Raw genomic sequence first — 17596 nt, 5'->3', positions numbered from 1 at the left:
TGAAAGGGTGGGGTGACAGGGCTACGGAGGCTCCAGCCCGAGTCCGGTTTCGGCTATGACGCCGTCGAGGATCTCGGGTCTCCGTTGGATGCCGCGCAGGCGGTTCTTCACCAGCGGGGTGAGGTCGTCGATCGTGCGGGGTGCGAGGTTGGCCAGGGACTTCTTCAGGTGGGCCCAGACACCTTCGACGGGGTTGAGGTCGGGTGCGTACGGAGGCAGCTTGATGATGGTGAGCCAGTCGCTGTTGCGGTTGCAGAAGTCCCGCAGGGCCTTGGCGTGATGGGTGCTGGCGTTGTCCCACACCACGATCAGCGGGGCACCGCCGAGCTGCCGGTGAGCTGAGGTCAGTAGGTCGGAGAACTCGCGGGCCCGGAAGCCCTTCTTCTCGCCGGTACGGCCCCGGTATGTCTGGGTCCGGTAGATCAGTCTGGTCTCGCGGCCCGGTCTGACGCAGACCATCCCGGCCATCAGGACCCGGCCCGAGCCTTTCCCGGTCACCTTGATCAGGGGAGTCCGCCCGCGCGGCGACCAGGTCCGCCCCTTGCCGGACTTCAGGTCCTGGCCGGCCTCGTCCTCGAAGACTATCCACGCGCCCAGGAGCTGGGCCGTCCTCTTACCCGTGACCACTGCTCCGTCCGCCACCGCTCTACGGCCTGCTCGTCGCGTTCGACGGCCCGGTGGGTGGGGACCTGCGGTGACCAGCCCAGCCGGTGCAGCAGATACGACACCCCACGCGGGGTGTACCGGTAGCCGAACAGGCGATGGATCAGCTCCGCGACCCTGGCCAGGGTCCACCGCTGGTCCTCGCACCAGCCACGCGCGGCCGGTCCGGCCTCCAACTCGGCCTGCAGGCACTCGGTCTGGTCATCGTTGAGCTGACAGGGAAAGCCACCAGGCCCCTTCGAGGCCAGGGCTGATCTGCCGCCGTCCCGCCAGGCCGCGTGCCAGGCGTAGGCCGACTTCCGTGACACCCGTAACCTGCGGGCCACCTCCGGCGGACGCACCCCTTGCTCGAACATCTCCGCGGCCCCGAAGCGCACCGCCTCACGCTTCGCCCGCCCCGCAGCGGTCAGGCCGCCGCCATCCGCGTACCTCATGACGAGGATGTAGCACCGCCAACGCCCCCTGTCACCCCACCCTTTCAACCTCAGCGTCAAGAACCCGTCAGGGTCTCATAAGGAATGTGTAAAGTAACCGCTGGTGTGCCGGGAAGTCTGGTCGGCGATCAGATGACAACTCTCTTCGCGGATCGGGGAAATCTGCCATGGTTCTCGTTGCTGTTTTCGGTGTGGCGCTGCTGATCGCAGTGCTGCTCTCCGGGCTCGCCGCCCGGACCGTGCTCTCGACCTCGCTCTTGTTCCTGCTGGGCGGAGCCCTCGTCAGCGACGGATTCCTCGGGCTGATCCACATCACGCCCGACAGTGAAATCGTCGCCGTCACCGCCGACCTGGCGCTCTTCGCCGTACTGTTCACCGATGGCATGCACGTCTCCTTCCCCAAGCTGAGGGAGAACTGGAAGAACCCGGCCCGCGCGCTGGGCCTGGGCATGCCCTTGGCCATGGCCGGCATGGCGCTGATCACCCACTACCTGGTGGGACTGGACTGGACGACATCCTTCCTGGTGGGTGCGGTACTCGCGCCCACTGACCCCGTGTTCGCCTCCGCCATCGTGGGCCGCAAGGAAGTGCCGGCCAAGCTCCGCCAACTCCTCAACGTCGAGTCCGGCATCAACGACGGTCTGGCGCTTCCCATCGTGCTGCTCCTGATCGCCGCGGCAGGACCCACCTCCGGCCATGCCGAAGCATCAGTAGCCACCATCGGACTGGAACTGGGCCTGGGGCTCGTCTTCGGTGTGGCGCTTCCGTTGGCGGTGGCCGCACTGGTGCGGTTGCGCCTGCTCGGGGCCGAGCCCAAACTGCAGCCCCTGCTGCCGCTCGCCACCGGCATCATCCTGTACGGGCTGTGCCACCTGACCCACGCCAACCCCTACCTCGCGGCCTTCTCCGCCGGCGCGGTCCTCGCCACTGTCTCGCCCGAGCCGAAGGCGGTCTTCGAGCCGCTCGGGGAAGCCCTGGCGGAGCTGGCCAAGTTCGCGGCGCTGTTGGTCTTCGGCGCGTTGCTGACTCCGCAACTGTTCGGCGACCTGTCGTTCGGCGGCTACGTGGCCGTGGTCCTGGCCATCGTGCTCATCCGCCCCGCGTCCTTGCTGCTGTCTCTCGTGGGCACCGGGATCGAGCGTCGGGAGAAGCTGGTGGCCGCCTGGTTCGGGCCCAAGGGCTTCGCCTCCGTGGTCTACGGGCTGCTGGTCCTGCAGGCCGGCATCCCGCAGGGTGAGGCGGCGTACACCCTGATCGCCGTGTGCATCGCCTTCTCCATCATCGCCCACAGCAGCACCGACGTGCCGATCGCCCGGCTCTTCCACGTGGATGACCTCGCCGGTATCCCAGGCGGCGAGGACGGGGCGAAGCGAGAGCCCGTGCCGGCCCAGCACGGTCCTGCCGAGCAGCGCGCCACCCGGGTCTGAGCCCGCGGCGCAGGCCGCCGGGCCACCGGCGGTCAAACGACCGCACCCGCACTTTCCTGCCGGAGTCCGGCAGGAAAGTGCGGGTGCGGGTCGATCCGGGCTACCCGAAGCTGATCAGCTCTTGGGGATCCAGGCCTTCCAGGTCGACTCGTTCTCCTTGACCCACTTCTCGGCGGCCTTCTCCGACGTCATCTTGTCACCGGCCACGTACTTGGCGACCAGGTTCTGCTGCTCGGTGGACCACGAGAAGTTCTTCAGGAACTTCGCCGCGTCGCTGCCCTCCTCGGCGAACTTGGCGTTCATCCACTTCTTCAGCGGAACGTCCGGGTAGGCACAGGCAACGGCCTTCTTGTCCGCGTCACAGCCCTCGGTGTACTCGGGCAGCTTCACCTCGACGAGGTCCATGGTCGCGTTCATCCACTGGGGGGTCCACCAGTAGGTGAGGAAGGGCTTCTTGTTCTTGTACAACTGCTCCAGCTGAGCCAGGTGGGTCGCCTCGGCGCCCGCCTCGATCGGCTTGTAGTTGAGGCCCAGGTTGCTGATCAGGGCGTTGTCATACGAGACGTACGACGGGTCACCCTTGATGAACTGGCCCTTGTCGCCGCTCTCCGGGGTCTTGAACAGGTCCGCGTGCTTGTTGAGGTTCTTGTAGTCGGTGACGTCGGGGTTGGCGTCCACGACGTACTTGGGGACGAACCAGCCGATGTGACCAGTGACGCCGAGCCCGCCGGCGGAGACGACGGACTTGTTGCCCTCTACGTACCGCTTCTCCTCCTGGGGGTGGCCCCAGTCTTCCAGGATCGCGTCGATCTTGCCCTGGCTCATCGCGTCCCAAGCCGGGGTCTCGTCCATCTGCTTGGTCTTGACCGTGTAGCCGAGCTCGTGCTCCAGCAGGTAGGCGGCGACCGCGGTGTTGACCTCGGCGCCCACCCAGGAGGGGGTGTGGAGGTTGACGACCTTGTCGCTGCCGCCACCGGTCTCCGCGGCGCTGCAGGCGTTGACGCCGAGCAGGGCGAGGACACCGGCCGCGGCAGCGCCGGTTCTGGTGATCCGGGTCCGGGTGCGCGTGTTCATTGCCATGATGTGATGCCTTCCTTGCAGGGGAGGTGAGTTGAAGTGGACGGGCTGGGCGGCCCGCCTCACCGTTTGGGGGAAGCCGACTTCATGGCCGGCTGGGTGAGCTTGTCGAGGAGCAGACCGAGGCAGACGATGCCGGCGCCCGCGACCAGACCGGTGCCGAGTTCGCTGGCCGTCAGGCCCTTGACCACGTCGAAGCCGAGCGCTCCGCCACCGACCAGGCCGCCGATGACGACCACCGCCAGGACCAACACCACGCCCTGGTTCGCGGCGACCAACAGGGCCGGCCGGGCCAGCGGCCACTGCACCTGGCGGATCTGCTGCCAGGTGGTCGCGCCCAGGGACCGGGAGGCCTCCATCGTGGCCGGGCTGACCTGCTGTAGCCCCTGTGTGGTGATGCGCACCACCGCGGGCAGCGCGTAGACGGCGGCTGCGGTGATGGCAGCCACCCGGCCCGCGTTGAACAACTGGACCACGGGGATCAGGTAGATGAACTGCGGGAGGGTCTGCATGCCGTCGAACACCGGCCGCAGCAAGCGCTCGGCCCAACCGACCCGGGCCGTCAGGATGCCGAGTGTGAATCCCAGCAGCAGGGTGAGGGCCACGGCCACGAGCACCTGGGAAAGGGTGTACATGGACTTGCTCCAAATGCCCAGCACCCCGATGCAGGACAATGCGAGCACCGCGGTCACGGACGCCCGCCAGGTGCCCACCAGCCAGGCGATGGCCCCGGCCAACAGCAGCACCGACCACCACGGGAGCGCCTGGAGCCCGTCGTTGAGCGGGTTGAGCACCCAGGTGGTGAAGGCGCCAGCCCAGGCATCGGTACCGCCCAGGACCGGGACGTCCTGGTAGAAGGTGCCGACCACCCAGTTCATGAAGGTGTTCAGCGGGGCGGTGAAGTCCACGCTCAGGCCCTCGGGCCAGCCGCGACTGAGGAACTGACCCAGGGCGACCGTCGCTGCGGCCACCGCGACCGCGATGCCCGCGGTCCGGCGGCTCGGAGCAGCACCGGTGCGGGCGCCGGCCGCAGCGGTCGTTCGGTCCAGCCAGACGGCGATCAGCACGATCGCCAGACCCGCGGTGAGGCCCTGGCCGAAGTCCCGGGTCTTCAATGCCTGGTAGATGCTCTCGCCCAGACCCCCGGCGCCCACCACCGAGGCGATCACCACCATCGAGAGCGCCATCATGATGGTCTGGTTGAGCCCGAGGAGCATCTGGGCGCGGGCCAGCGGCAGCCGGGCCGTGCGAAGACGCTGCCAGCGGGTCGAGCCGAGTGACCGTGAGGCCTCCAGGACCGAGGCGTTGGCCTCCCGCAGACCCAACGAGGTCATGCGCACCATCGGCGGGGCCGCATAGATCACCGTGGTGATCAGGGCCGACGGGGTACCGATGCCGAAGATCAGGACCAGTGGCAACAGATAGGCGAAAGAAGGCAGCACCTGCATGGTGTCCAGCACCGGCCGCAAAACCTTCTGCATGGTGTCGGACAGCCCGGCGGCCAGTCCGAGCAGCACACCCAAAGCGGTGGCGACGGCGACGGCGACCACCATCAGGGCGAGGGTCTCGGTCGCGGGTTCCCACAGACCGAGCAGCCCGCAGCCGGCGAGCGCGCCGAGCGCGATCGCCGCAGGTCGCGTCCCCTTGCGTCCGGCGCCGGCCACGTACCAGGCCAGCGCGGCAGCGCTGCCGAGCACACCGATCCAGCCGACGGAGGTCAGCAGTTCGTGTACGGAGTCCACGGCGTCCGTGGACAGGTTCGACAGGTGCAGCAGGAAGTACAGGAACACCGGATGGGTGTCGCGGTTGTCGACCACCCAGTCGGCGAAGGAATCGAGCGTGGGCACGAGGTCGACGCCCAGACCTTGGGGCCAACCGCCGTCCCACAGCAGGGCACTGGTGGGAACGATCACGGCGAGCACCAACAGCACCGACCGGACGGAATAGAGCCCGGGCGGCAGCTGCCACCGCGACGCCGGTGCGCTCGGCCGGGCCTTCGACCCACCGCCTTGGACCGGTCGGGCCGGTGTGGTGGTACTCATGCCGTCACCACATCGCCGGTGGCGGGCGTGGGGTCGACCCCGGCCACCACGGCCAGCAGCCGCTGGTGGTCGACGACGCCGAGCAGTTCCCCATCCGCCATCACACGGGCCGCAACGCCGTCTCGGACGACGGCCGCGATGCCTTCGGCGACGGTCGCCCCGGGGGCGAGGACCGTGCCCGAGTCCGACTCACCGTCCGATGCGGGGCGCATCGCGCTGGACACCGTGACCACCTGCTCGCGCGGCACGTCCCGCACGAAGTCGCGGACGTAGTCGTCGGCGGGGCGGGTGACGATCTCCTCGGGTGTGCCGAGCTGTACCACGGCGCCGTCCCGCATCAGGGCGATCCGGTCCCCGAGCTTCAGCGCCTCAGACAGGTCGTGGGTGATGAAGACCATCGTGCGGCCCTCCTCGCGGTGCAGGCGGACGACTTCCTCCTGCATGTCGCGGCGGATCAGCGGGTCCAGCGCGCTGAACGGCTCGTCGAAGAGGAGCACCTCGGGGTCGGTGGCCAGGGCCCGGGCGAGGCCCACGCGCTGCTGCTGTCCGCCGGAGAGCTGGTCGGGGCGACGGTCCTCCAAGCCGGTCAGGCCTACCTTCGCGATGACCTCCATGGCACGGGCTCGCCGTTCGGCCTTGCCCACGCCCTGGATCTCCAACCCATAGCCAACGTTGTCCACGACGGAGCGGTGCGGCAAGAGGCCGAAGTGCTGGAAGACCATGGCGGCCCGGTGCCGGCGCAGTTCACGCAGCCGGTTCTTGTCCATCGCCAGCACGTCCTCGCCGTCGATGGCGAGCGAGCCGCTGGTCGGCTCGATGAGCCGGGTCAGGCAGCGTACGAGGGTGGACTTGCCGGAGCCGGACAGCCCCATGACCACGAAGACCTCGCCCTTGCGGACGTCGAAGGAGACATCGCGCACGGCAGCGGTGCAGCCGGATTGCCGGCGGATCTCCTCGGCCGACAGCGCGGCGTACCGCGTGTCGGCCGGGACGCGCTCGGCCTTGGGGCCGAACACCTTCCACAGATTACGGACGGAGAAGACCGGTTCGTTGGTATCCATCAGGCATCACCTCCCGGTGTGGTGGCCGCGACAAGGATGTCGGCGCACTTCTCTCCCACCATCAGAACGCCGATCATCGGGTTGACCGCGGGGATGGTCGGAAAGACGGAGGCATCGGCGATGCGGATTCCGTCGAGACCACGGATCGTCAGATCGGGGTTGACTACAGCGAGTTCGTCGTCCGAGGAGCCGATCCGGCAGGTGCCGGCCGGGTGGTAGACGGTGTGCGCCACCTTGCGGGCGTACTCGCTGATGTCCTCGTCGCTGGTCACGTCGGGTCCGGGGCAGACCTCGCGGCCCAACCACTTCGCCAGCGGCTCCGCCTTCGCGATCTCGCGGGCGATCTTGATGCCGTCGACGAGAGTACGGCCGTCGTAGTCCTCTTCGTCGGTGAAGTAGCGGAAGTCCAGCGCGGGCTTGACCTCCGGGTCCGCACTGGTGAGGTACAGCCGGCCGCGGCTGCGCGGCTTGGGGATGTTGGGCGTCATCGAAACGCCGTGGGCGGGCCGCTCGTATCCCAACCGCTCCGGGTTGTCGGTGAACGGCACCTGGTAGAAGTGGAACATCAGGTCGGGGCCCGGCGACTGCGGGTCGCGACGCACGAACAGACCCGCGTCGCTGTCCATCGCGGAGTTCTCGGGGATCGGCCCGTCGGTCTCCCAGACGATGACCGACTCGGGGTGGTCCAGGAGGTTCTCGCCGACGCCCGGCAGGTCGTGACGGACCTCGATGCCCAGGTCAGACAGGTCCTTGCGCGGGCCGATCCCGGAGTGCATCAGCAGGCGGGGGGTGTCCACCGCACCGGCGCAGACGACCACTTCCCGGGCGGCGCTGATCAGGACCTCTTCGCCGGCCTTGGTGCGTACCTGGACGCCGGTCGCCCGCTTCCCCTCGAACTCCAGTCGGTAGGCCCAGGTTTCCAGCAGCAGGTGCAGGTTGGGTCGGTCGAGGTAGGGGTGCAGGTAGGCAACCGAGGCGGAGGACCGCTTGTTGTCCTCCGGGTGGTAGGCCAGGTCGAAGAACCCCGCGCCCTCGTGGAAGGGTTTGGCGTTGAAGCCTTCCACCACGGGCACGTCCAAGGCGCTGTGCGCTGCGTCGACGAAGTCGCGCGCGATCGCGTTCCGGTCCTTGTCGGCAACCGGGACGATGTTGTTCAGCAGCCGCGCGAAGTACGGGTCCATGGCGGCGGCGTCCCAGCCTTCGGCGCCGTGGGCTGCCCACTCATCCCAGTCCGAGGGCAGGGGCTTGAAGGCGATCAGGGTGTTGTGCGAGGAGCAGCCACCGAGGACCTTGGCCCGGCTGTGCCGGATGTGCGAGTTGCCGCGGGGCTGTTCGGTGGTGGGGTAGTCGTAGTCGAGCTCCCCACCGAGGAGCCCCATCCAACGGCGCAAGGTGAGCACGTCGGGACGGTCGACGTCGGAGGGGCCGCCCTCGATCACGGCGACGGTGACGTCCGGGTTCTCGGTGAGTCGCGAGGCGATGACCGATCCTGCGGTGCCGCCGCCCACGATGACGTAGTCGTACTGAGGCATGGTCTGTTTCTCCAGGTGGTGCGGTCTGCTTCGGGGGCCGGTTCGCGGACTGTCCGCGAATCCGGCTGACGGACCGACCGGCGCACCGCGGGGGAGGCGCCGGTCGGGCCCATCGGTCACCCGGAGAACCACCGCACGGGTGCGGGTGCCAGGTTCTGGTAAATGTGCTTGCTCTCGCGGTATTCGGCGAGGCCTGCCGGCCCGAGCTCGCGGCCGATGCCCGACTTCCCGAACCCGCCCCATTCGGCCTGCGGCAGGTAGGGGTGGAAGTCGTTGATCCAAACGGTGCCGTGCCGCATCAGTCCCGCGACTCGGCGTGCCCGACCGGCGTCAGCCGTCCATACGGCTCCGGCGAGCCCGAACTCGGTGTCATTGGCGAGGAGTACGGCCTCCTCCTCGGTGCGGAAAGTCTCCACCGTCAGGACGGGGCCGAACACTTCTTCTCGAACCACGCGCATCCGACGGTGACAGCGGTCGAGCACGGTCGGCTCGTAGAAGTAGCCTGTGGCCGGTCGGCTTTCGCTGGGTACGGGCCGGGCGCCGCCGCTGCGCAGGACCGCGCCCTCGGCCAGCGCGGAAGCGACGTACTCCTCGGTGCGCTGCAACTGCTGCAGGGAGACCAGCGGGCCGCACTCGACCCCGTCCTGGGTGCCACGGCCCAGGCGGATACGCCCGGCCCGGCGGCTCAGCTCGGCCACGAAGCGCTCCCGGACCGATTCCTCGATGATGAGCCGGCCTCCGGCGGAGCACACCTGCCCGCTGTGGATGAAGGCCGCGTTGAGTGCCTGGTCCACTGCGGTGTCGAAGCCCTCCGGCGTCGCGCACGCATCGGCGAACACGACGTTCGGGTTCTTGCCGCCGAGCTCCAGGGCCGTCTTCTTTACCCCGGCCGCGGCGGCCTGGGCCACCTTGGTGCCACTGGTGAGTCCGCCGGTGAAGGAGACCAGGTCCACGTCCGGGTGCTCGGCCAGGCGTGCCCCGACGGTGTGGCCGGGACCGGTCACGATGTTGGCGACTCCGGTCGGCAGCCCCGCCTCGGTGAGCAGCCCGATGAGTGCCACCGTCGTGAGCGGCGTGAGCTCGCTCGGCTTGATGACGAAGGTGTTGCCGGCCGCGAGGGCGGGAGCGATCTTCCAGCTGGCCTGGAGCAGGGGGTAGTTCCACGGAGTGATCAGCGCGCAGACACCGACCGGCTCGTGAACGACCACGCTGTGGACGGTGTCCGTCCCGGCGTCGACGACGCGCCCTGCGCCTTCTCCGATGACCAGATCGGCGAAGTAGCGGAAGGCGTCGGCGACGCAGTCGACGTCGATGCGCCCCTCGGAGACCGTCTTACCGGCGTCCCGGCTCTCCAGCAGGCCCAGCTCCTCGCGATCACGGATCAGCAGATCGGCGACCCGTCGAAGCAGCGCCGCCCGTTCGGCGACCGGGGTGCGCGGCCAGGCGCCGGAGTCGAAGGCCGAGCGAGCCGAGGCCACGGCGGCGTCGGCGTCCTCGACGCCGCCTTCGGAGACCGCCGTGAAGGGCTGGCCGTCCGCCGGGTCGAGGACGTCGCGCACCTCTCCGGTCAGGGCGCTTCGCCACGTTCCGTCTGTATAGATCGTTCTTTGCATGGACAAGAGCTAATAGCCTTCTGTTTCCGATTCGTTAGCACCGGTCCCCCGGCGGCCCGGGGCACATGCCCTCGGTCGGGGAAAGCATGCGCTCCAGGCTTCGCAAAGTGGCATGTGTCACTTTTAGATCTCGTGTAATGGGTGAAGGCCTGATCGGAACGCCCGAAAAGCAGAGCTTAAGGGTGTCTATTTAGCTCTATGTCCAGAAAGTCCCAATTTCTATGAGGTGGGTAGTTCAGTGCACCGCCCCCAGGAAGGTCCGGGTCCGCTCGTGCTCGGGGTCATCGAACATCTGTTCAGGGGTTCCTGACTCCAGGATGCGACCTCGATCGAACATGAGGACCCGGTCGGATACGTCCTTGGCGAATCCCATCTCATGCGTCACGCAGAGCATGGTGATGTCGGTGGTGCGGGCCACGTCGCGGAGCACGTCGAGTACGCCCGCGACGAGCTCGGGGTCGAGTGCGGACGTCACCTCGTCGAGCAGGAGGATGTCCGGGCGCATCGCGAGGGCACGGGCGATCGCCACCCGCTGCTGCTGCCCTCCGGACAACTGTGTCGGATGCGCGTCGTGCTTGTCCTGCAGCCCCACCAGGTCCAACAGGGCACGTCCGCGCTCGGCCGCCTCGTCCCGGCTCAGGCCCAACACGTGGACCGGTGCCTCCATCACGTTCGCCAGCACCTTCATGTGTGGGAACAGGTTGAACTGCTGGAAGACCATGCCGATCCTGCGGCGCGGCCCTGCCAGGTACCTTTCGTCGGCCGGCACCAGGTTGCCGTCGCGTCTGGTCGACGGCATGTGGGAGAACGGCCGCCCGTCCACGTGGATGGTTCCTTCGGTGACCCGCTCCAAGGTCATGAGCAGACGAAGGATGGTGGTCTTTCCGGAGCCGCTTGGTCCGATCAGCGTGACCCGCTCACCACGGCCCACCCGCAGGTCGAGCTGGTCGAGCACGGTGTGGTCGCCGAAGCGTTTGACCACGCCCTCGAAGCGGATCATGTCCCCGCGCGAGGGCTCCATCTCACTGGGCAAGGCGCTTCTCCACTCTTCTCATCAGGACGGACGTCGGATAGCTCGCCACCAGGAAGATCGCGGCGGCCAAGGTGAAGGCCTCCAGGTAGGCGAAGCGGACACTGCCGAACTCGTTGGCCTGGTGCACCATTTCCTGAACGGCGATCACCGAGAGGAACGGCGTCTCCTTGAACATGGAAATGACGTAGTTCCCCAGCGCGGGCAGGACCTTGCGTACCGCTTGGGGGAGCACCACGGCGCGCCAGACCCGCGAGCGGGGCAACGAGAGTGCCGTGCAGGCCTCCCACTGTCCCTTGGGGACCGCGTCGATCCCGGCGCGGTAGACCTCACAGGTGTACGTGGCGTAGTGAACGCCCAGAACCGTGATGCCAAGGGTCAGGGCGTCCACGCCCGGTACCAGCACCCAGGCGGCGAACAACTGGATCATCACCGGTGTGGACCGGATGAACTCCACGAGTCCGCGTAGCGGCATCGTGACCCAACGGGTGGGTGTGCGCAGCGCGATGGCGATCGCCAGCCCCAACACCATGGCGACCGCCGAGCCGACCACAGTGGCCAGCAGGGTCACACCGAAGCCGCGCAGGATCAGCGGCAGGCCCTCGCGGGCGGTCTCCCACGACCACATCAGGCACCACCTGCCCGTTGCCCGAGCCGGGCCTTGGCCGCCGACTCAAGGGCGTTCATCCCGAAGGTCAAGGTGGCTGCCAGGCCGAAGTAGATCAACAACAGGGTCAGATAGGCGGCGGCGGTGTTTCCGGTACTCGACCTCAACTGGTCCAACTGGAAGGTCAGGTCGGAGATGGTGATCAAGGAGAGCAGCGGAGTCGCCTTGAGGAGCTGGATGAGGAGGTTGTTGAACGGCGGGATCATCTGCACCCACGCCTGTGGCAGGATCACCCGGCGCATCCGCAGCCAACGCCCCATGCCGAGGGCGACGGTGGCCTCCCACTGGGCTCGGGGAACGGCAGCCAGCGCGCCACGCACCACTTCGGAGCCGTAGGCGCCGTAGTTCAGTCCGAACGCCACCACGGCGCAGGCCATCGGCTCCAGGCGGAATCCGAGTACGGGAAGTGCGAAGAACAGCCAGAACAGTTGAACGTAGAGCGAGGTGCCACGGAAGAACTCGACCGTGACACGGCAGGCGCCGCGAACCAACAAGCGAGGGGAGCGCGCCATGAAGCCGAAGACGAAGGCGAGTACGAGGGCCAGAGCGGCGCTGAGCACGGTCGCTTGGAGCGTGACCCACACGCCTTGTCCCACACTGGGCAGGGAGCGGGTGAACTCGGCGAGGAAGTCAGTCATGCGACGCCCTCGTCATGACCCGCACAGATCAGCCGTCCGCAGCGTCGAGGGTGGGATCTCCCGGCTGGTGAAGCCGTACTTGCCGATGAGCGAGACGTAGCGGTCCGGATCACCGGTGATCTTCGCGAGTTCGGTGTTGAAGGCGTCGCGCAGTGCGGTGGCGTTCGGTCGGAAGACTGCGCCGCCGGGGCTGTACTGCTTCTTGCCGTCGAGCTCGGGCAGGAAGGGGTCCAGCACCTCGACGGCCGCACCCTTGTTGGACTGGGCGAGCCAGCGCAGCGAGATGCCGGTGAGCGCAAAGGCCTCGATCCGGCCGGCCACCAGTGCGTCGAGCCCGTCCTGCTGCTTCGCCAGCGACTTGATCTTCGATGCCGAGACTCCGGCTCCCTTCGCGTAGCCGCTTTCCACCGCGGCCGTCAGCACTCCGACCGTCACGCCCTTGTCCGCGCAGGATTTCAGGTCGCTGAGACCCTTGGGGTTCTTGCTGCGCACCATCAGTGCCGTCGGGGAGACGAACTCCGGCTCAGAGAAGATCACTTTGGCGCAGCGTTCCGGTGTGATCGCCATGCCGGCACTCACCACGTCGAAGCGGTCCGCGAGCAAGCCGGGAATCAGGGCGCCGAAGTCCGTCAGGGTGGGCCGTAGTTCGGCCACGCCGAGTTGGGAGAAGATCTCCTTGTGCAGGGTGGGAGCCTGGCCCGCCAGTTGGTTGCCGTCCTTGAAACCGTACGGAGCTTCACCGGCGAAGCCCACCCTGACGAATCCCTGCTTGCGCAACTTCCCCAGCAGGTCGGCGTCCGCCTGCGGGCCACCTGTCCCGCTCTCGGTGCGGCTACAGCCGGTCATCAGCGCCGGAGCCAGGGCAAGGCCTCCCAGGAGCGTCGTGCCGGAGAGGAAACCTCTGCGGGACAGGGTCGTGCGCTCGGACATCTCGATCCCCTCGGTGAGTGGTGCCCCGTGGTCGAGGGGCCCGTTGGTGTCGGCGCGTACCCGGCGGTTCATCCCGCATGCTGGGGGACGCCAATCCTGAGTGATAGATCCCCCTTTGGGCGTGTCGCGTCGTCTATCAGCTTTCAGCATGTGTGGTCGTACTCGTCCCATCGGTCGACTGCGCAGCCCGGACAGCTGGCGGTGATCCGAGGAAGGTGTCCACCCTTGTGGCACGGCACATCTGACGCGGCGTGTTGATCCACCGGGTACCGAGGGACAGTCCTCACACGCGTCCGTGCCGCTCGATGTCCTCGTGGAACTCGGTGAGTGCCTGGTCGGTGAGTGTGGGGCGGGTGTCGGCCACGGCCTTGAGATAGTCCCCGGTGCTGGCCGGCTCGCCCGCCCGATCCACGACTTCCCGTTCGAACGCCGTGTGAGCGCCTTTGCGGGCGGCGAATTCGATATCCGCCGGGGTGAACATCTCGCTGGCCGCCACCAGGCGTTGGAGATCGACCCGGCCAGCGGCCGAACCCAGGTAACGCTGCCAGATCGCGGCTCGGGCAGCTGGGTCCGGAGGGCCGACGGGAATCACGTAGTCGAAACGTCCGGGGCGCAGGAAAGCCAGATCCAGGGATCTGACGGAATTGGTGGCACAGATCAACAGTCGGTCGTCATGGTCACGGAATCCTGGAATAAGTTTGAGGAGTTCATTGGTGACGCCGTGGCCGGGGTCGATGGCCAGACCTGACCTGGCCCCGGCGATCTCCTCGACCTCGTCGATGAACAACAGAACGGACTGCAGTTCGGCCAGATCCGCAAAGGTGTCCCGAAGCGAGGTGGCCAAGCCACCCGAGGAGCCCGCGGCGAGGCGGGAAGGGAAGATCTCCACGAAGGGCCATTCCAGCCGGGAGGCCACGGCTTTGGCGAAGCTCGTCTTCCCGGTACCCGGTGGGCCGAAGAGGATGACGGCTTTCGGCGGGGTCACTCCGTACTGTTCGGCGAGGGAACGCTCGACCAGGGGAAGCACGATCCGCCGTTCGATCGACGCCTTCTCGCGTTCCATCCCCGCCAGGGCGTCCCACAGTCCCGGCGCGAGCACCCTGCCGCCGAGTTCGGCGAGCAGGCCGGCGTCACTCGCACCGAGGTGCTCGACCTTCTCGTAGAACACCAGGCCGTCGCGGGAACGGTAGCCGCAGTTGTCCAGAGCCGCGGTCCCGGTTGCCCCCGGCGCCAGCAGGGCGCTGATGCGGCGCACCCCACGCACGCGCAGGCGCCGTTCGAGTTCGGCGATCAGAGCGCTGCCGACTCCACGGTTGCGCCAGGTCTCGGAGAGCGCGACCAGGGTGATCCAGGCCCGTTCCCCCTGGGCCTGGGCCACTGCCATGCCCACCATGTCGTCGCCGACCACCGCGACCACGGCGGGCCCGCCGGTCCGGGCGACGGACATCACCTCGGAAACCGGGAAAACGGCCGGGAGGTCCTGTGGCGCTCGGTCCTGGTCCCAGATCTGGATGGCGCTGTCCAGGTCATCGTCGTGGAAGTCCCGCAGTCGCCACGTCGGCATCGTCCACCCACCCTTGCCGGCAAGAGCCGCCGCCTGGTCGACAGGAGCGCGGCGCCTCGCCCCTCATTGTCCGCGCCCGCGACCGGACCGGCGAGCGGGGAGGGGAGGGCGGTGGCGGCCGGTGACGCGGCAGTCACTCCGCGGGTAGGGGTGCGTGGCCGGACGCGGGTGGCTGCCGCAGGTCGCCCTCTGTACCGCGCCGCGGGGCGGTACGGGTGACTCGGTCTGAATCCGGGCGTCGGGGCCCGACGGTCCGTGGACCAACGAGCCGTGTCCCTCGCGCAGTTCCGTGGCCCGGGGGTGGCACGGCATGCCGTGCCACTCGCCCCTGCTCGGTGTCGGCCGGTACCGACGCCGGTCCGGGCGAGGAGTTACGGGCTGTCAGTTGGGGCTGCCCGAGTGGAGGTTCGTGCCATCTCCCCGACGGTCGATCGCCTTCCCGCGACGGCTTCCTTTCTCGTTCTCCCATGCGCTCGCCGGGCCGGTCCTGCTCCGCGGCGGGGTGCGACGCGTTCTTCGGGTGATGGTGGGGGTGTTTCTGGGCGGCCGTCAAAGTCATCTGGGAATTGGCGAATTACTTTGAGTGGTTGATCGAAGCGCCCGTTTCTGCGGGGGTCGCTTTGGATCGTTATGCGCGCTTAATGGGCGATTTGGGTCGTTGTGTCTTGGGGTGTCAGGTGATTTGGGTCACGGCCTTGACGGTGAAGTGATCAATGGGTGTTCCGGGGAATCCGAACACTGAAAGGAGAGTTGAAAGTTTGATCTCCGGAAGTGATCTCGAATTCACCACCGGTTAGTGCTCGGCAGTGCTTTGCGGAGAAGATTTCCGCCTTGTTCTGCGAGCTGCGCTTCGCCTAATGTCACCGTCATTCCGGGTGGAACGCCGAGTCCTGCCGCCATCTGGAACCCCACACCCATACGGCAGGAGCGGGGGACCCAGGTAAGTCGCCGGTCCGCGATGCGGAACGGCTTGGGGTGAAGTCGCACACATGTGGCGGCCGGGCATCTTCAGCCCGAACCCGACAGCTCACCTCGTAGGCGATGGAGAGGAAATTCACCATGCCTGCAAAGGGTAAGCACCGCCGTACCAAGAGGAACGCCCTCGCCCGTCGATTCCTCGTAGCGGGGACGGGAAGCGCCGTACTGGCCCTGCCCGTGATGGGCGCCGCCACCGCGCAGGCCGCTCCGAGCAGTGCGGCCGTGCTGGCCGCTCCCAAGGCCGCGGTCGCCACCACGGCGGTCGCCGCCGTACAGGCCAAGGCCTCGACGGTCACCTACGCGGTGGTCGCGGGAGACTCCCTGTCGAAGATCGCGGAGAAGCACGCGGTGAGCGGCGGCTGGAAGCAGCTGTACAGCGACAACCGCGGCGCCGTCGGAGTCGACCCCTCGCTGATCCATCCCGGGCTTGAGCTCACGATCGGCGCCAAGGCCAAGGCTTCGGCAGGAGCCGGTGGCGCGATCGCCACGGTCGCCGCGGCCGGGACGACGAGCAGCGCGAAGGCGGTCACAGCGACCCAGACAGCAGTCAAGGCCGCGGCGAAGACCTACGCCAACAACCTCGACGGGTGGATCCGCGAGTCCCTGGACATCATGGCCAAGCACGGTATTCCCGGCACTTACGCCGGTATCCACCGCAACATCATGCGTGAATCCAGCGGCAACCCGCTCGCGATCAACAACTGGGACATCAACGCGCGCAACGGCATCCCCTCCAAGGGCCTGCTCCAGGTGATCGACCCGACGTTCCGCGCCTACCACGTGCCCGGGACCTCCTTCGACTCATACGACCCGGTCGCCAACATCACCGCGGCCTGCAACTACGCCGCCAAGCGGTACGGCTCCATCGACAACGTCTTCGGCGCCTACTGACGCACCCCTCCTCCTGCCGGCCCCGGACCCCGGGGCCGGCAGCGGCGTTCCAACGCCGTCCTGGCCTGCCCCGGCTCCGCGCGCCAGGCCTCATGAGCGGGCCGGACCCGCACCCACCCCTTCGCCCCTCTGCGCTTCGGATCCGCTCGGCCGAACCGGCGCCGAAGGGGCGATCGGCCGCCGCGGATTCCACAGCCCGACGGTGAGAGCGCCGACGATCACGAGCATGCCGAGCCACACCAAGGGCCCCGGCGCACCGCCACCGACCAGGGCGTCGGTCCCCGCCGCTGCCAGCGGAGCCGTCCCTGCCAGCAGTCCGGCCCGGTCCGCGCCGACGGCAGCGACCGTCCGGTACCAGAGCACGAAGGCGGCGGCCGTGACGAGGACCGCAAGGTAGGCGATCGCCACCGCGTCCCTCACCCCCAGCCGCGCCGCCGCCGAGGTCCCCTCCGTGCACAGGGCGAGGAGCGTGAACAGCAGCGTGCCCAGCCACACCGCGTGGATGGAAACCCCGAAGGCCCCGTGCCGGGCGAGCACCGGAACGGCAAGCAAGGTGAAGGCCGCCTCGCAGGCCAGGGCGAGGGCGGCCCACGCCACTCCGGTGCCATCGGTACGGCCCAGGCCCTCCACCAGCATCCCGCCGGCCGTCACCAGCACCGCGGCGAGCAGGACCCGTCTGGTGGGGCGCCGCCGCTGGAGCAGGGGGCCAAGGACACAGAGCAGCACCGGAACGCAGGCGACGGATACCGCGATGACCGCGGGTTCGGCGTGCGCGACCCCGCGGACCACGGCCACGTTGAACAGCACCAGCCCGGTGGCTGCGACGCCCGCCAGCCACAGCCACTCGCCGCCGCGCGGAAGGGTGAGCGTGACCCGCCCCAGCCGGGCCAGCGCGAGCAGCAGCAGAGCAGCTGACGCGTAACGGATGGCCTGGGCGGTGAACAGGGGCGCCGAGTCGAGGGTGCGGGAGGCGGTGACACCGGCTCCCACCAGCGCCATGCCCACGACGCCCGGACCGACACGACGCACAGGGGACGGGGGCGGTGCTG

15 protein-coding genes and 1 riboswitch are annotated in these 17596 nt (G+C 68.2%); of the genes, 2 read left to right on the top strand and 13 right to left on the bottom strand.

The genetic code is table 11. The features are described from left to right. Positions 1 to 21: 21 nt before the first annotated feature. Together ACFYMC_RS21370 and ACFYMC_RS21365 are read right to left on the bottom strand one after the other, a co-directional pair. Positions 22 to 642, bottom strand: a complete 621-nt coding sequence (locus tag ACFYMC_RS21370; RefSeq protein WP_388527599.1) for an IS630 family transposase — start codon at positions 640 to 642, stop codon at positions 22 to 24. After that, the gene (locus tag ACFYMC_RS21365) at positions 582 to 1097 is read right to left on the bottom strand and encodes a winged helix-turn-helix domain-containing protein (protein WP_388527596.1); all 516 of its coding nucleotides are present in this window, start codon (positions 1095 to 1097) and stop codon (positions 582 to 584) included. Before ACFYMC_RS21365 ends, ACFYMC_RS21370 begins: the two co-directional genes overlap by 61 nt. 167 nt (positions 1098 to 1264) lie before the next feature. On the opposite strand from ACFYMC_RS21365, the gene ACFYMC_RS21360 reads away from it, so the two are divergent. Further along, the gene (locus ACFYMC_RS21360) at positions 1265 to 2524 is read left to right on the top strand and encodes a cation:proton antiporter (protein ID WP_388527593.1); all 1260 of its coding nucleotides are present in this window, start codon (positions 1265 to 1267) and stop codon (positions 2522 to 2524) included. A 114-nt stretch (positions 2525 to 2638) separates the two neighbouring features. On the opposite strand, the gene ACFYMC_RS21355 is transcribed toward ACFYMC_RS21360, so the two are convergent. The 10 genes from ACFYMC_RS21355 to ACFYMC_RS21310 form a co-directional block, all read right to left on the bottom strand. Then, on the bottom strand, positions 2639 to 3598 hold the full coding sequence (locus tag ACFYMC_RS21355; protein ID WP_388527720.1) for an ABC transporter substrate-binding protein: 960 nt from the start codon (positions 3596 to 3598) through the stop codon (positions 2639 to 2641). A gap of 65 nt (positions 3599 to 3663) precedes the next feature. Beyond that, a complete protein-coding gene (locus tag ACFYMC_RS21350) occupies positions 3664 to 5643 on the bottom strand; it encodes an ABC transporter permease subunit (protein WP_388527590.1) in 1980 nt (659 codons plus the stop codon). Next, a complete protein-coding gene (locus tag ACFYMC_RS21345; protein WP_388527588.1) occupies positions 5640 to 6704 on the bottom strand; it encodes a glycine betaine/L-proline ABC transporter ATP-binding protein in 1065 nt (354 codons plus the stop codon). The genes ACFYMC_RS21350 and ACFYMC_RS21345 overlap by 4 nt, the downstream gene beginning before the upstream one ends. Further along, a complete protein-coding gene (locus ACFYMC_RS21340) occupies positions 6704 to 8236 on the bottom strand; it encodes a GMC family oxidoreductase (RefSeq protein ID WP_388527585.1) in 1533 nt (510 codons plus the stop codon). Before ACFYMC_RS21340 ends, ACFYMC_RS21345 begins: the two co-directional genes overlap by 1 nt. A gap of 116 nt (positions 8237 to 8352) precedes the next feature. Further along, a complete protein-coding gene (locus ACFYMC_RS21335) occupies positions 8353 to 9849 on the bottom strand; it encodes an aldehyde dehydrogenase family protein (protein ID WP_388527583.1) in 1497 nt (498 codons plus the stop codon). A 235-nt stretch (positions 9850 to 10084) separates the two neighbouring features. Next, positions 10085 to 10870, bottom strand: coding sequence for an ectoine/hydroxyectoine ABC transporter ATP-binding protein EhuA (gene ehuA, locus ACFYMC_RS21330; RefSeq protein WP_388527717.1), 786 nt, complete (start codon positions 10868 to 10870; stop codon positions 10085 to 10087). A 1-nt stretch (position 10871) separates the two neighbouring features. Continuing rightward, positions 10872 to 11507, bottom strand: a complete 636-nt coding sequence (gene ehuD, locus ACFYMC_RS21325) for an ectoine/hydroxyectoine ABC transporter permease subunit EhuD (RefSeq protein ID WP_388527581.1) — start codon at positions 11505 to 11507, stop codon at positions 10872 to 10874. After that, positions 11507 to 12184 (bottom strand): ectoine/hydroxyectoine ABC transporter permease subunit EhuC, encoded by a 678-nt coding sequence (gene ehuC, locus ACFYMC_RS21320; protein WP_388527579.1) that lies wholly within the window; start codon positions 12182 to 12184, stop codon positions 11507 to 11509. The genes ehuD and ehuC overlap by 1 nt, the downstream gene beginning before the upstream one ends. Positions 12185 to 12196: 12 nt before the next feature. Continuing rightward, positions 12197 to 13114, bottom strand: coding sequence for an ectoine/hydroxyectoine ABC transporter substrate-binding protein EhuB (gene ehuB / locus ACFYMC_RS21315; protein WP_388527714.1), 918 nt, complete (start codon positions 13112 to 13114; stop codon positions 12197 to 12199). 283 nt (positions 13115 to 13397) lie between these two features. Then, a complete protein-coding gene (locus ACFYMC_RS21310) occupies positions 13398 to 14678 on the bottom strand; it encodes an ATP-binding protein (RefSeq protein ID WP_388527577.1) in 1281 nt (426 codons plus the stop codon). Positions 14679 to 15549: 871 nt separating this feature from the next. Next, positions 15550 to 15734, top strand: a riboswitch (cyclic di-AMP (ydaO/yuaA leader). Positions 15735 to 15737: 3 nt separating this feature from the next. On the opposite strand from ACFYMC_RS21310, the gene ACFYMC_RS21305 reads away from it, so the two are divergent. Further along, the gene (locus tag ACFYMC_RS21305) at positions 15738 to 16547 is read left to right on the top strand and encodes a transglycosylase SLT domain-containing protein (protein WP_388527575.1); all 810 of its coding nucleotides are present in this window, start codon (positions 15738 to 15740) and stop codon (positions 16545 to 16547) included. Positions 16548 to 16637: 90 nt separating this feature from the next. Here ACFYMC_RS21305 and ACFYMC_RS21300 read toward each other — a convergent pair whose 3' ends face one another. After that, positions 16638 to 17546: a DMT family transporter gene (locus ACFYMC_RS21300; RefSeq protein WP_388527572.1), complete on the bottom strand. Its 909-nt coding sequence runs from the start codon at positions 17544 to 17546 to the stop codon at positions 16638 to 16640. Positions 17547 to 17596: the final 50 nt, after the last annotated feature.

Origin of the sequence: Streptomyces sp. NPDC006879 (genome assembly GCF_042869595.1) — a bacterium.
Lineage (GTDB): Bacteria > Actinomycetota > Actinomycetes > Streptomycetales > Streptomycetaceae > Streptomyces.
The sequence above is the reverse complement of the archived record's forward strand: the minus strand, read 5'-3'. Positions and strand labels throughout refer to the sequence as shown.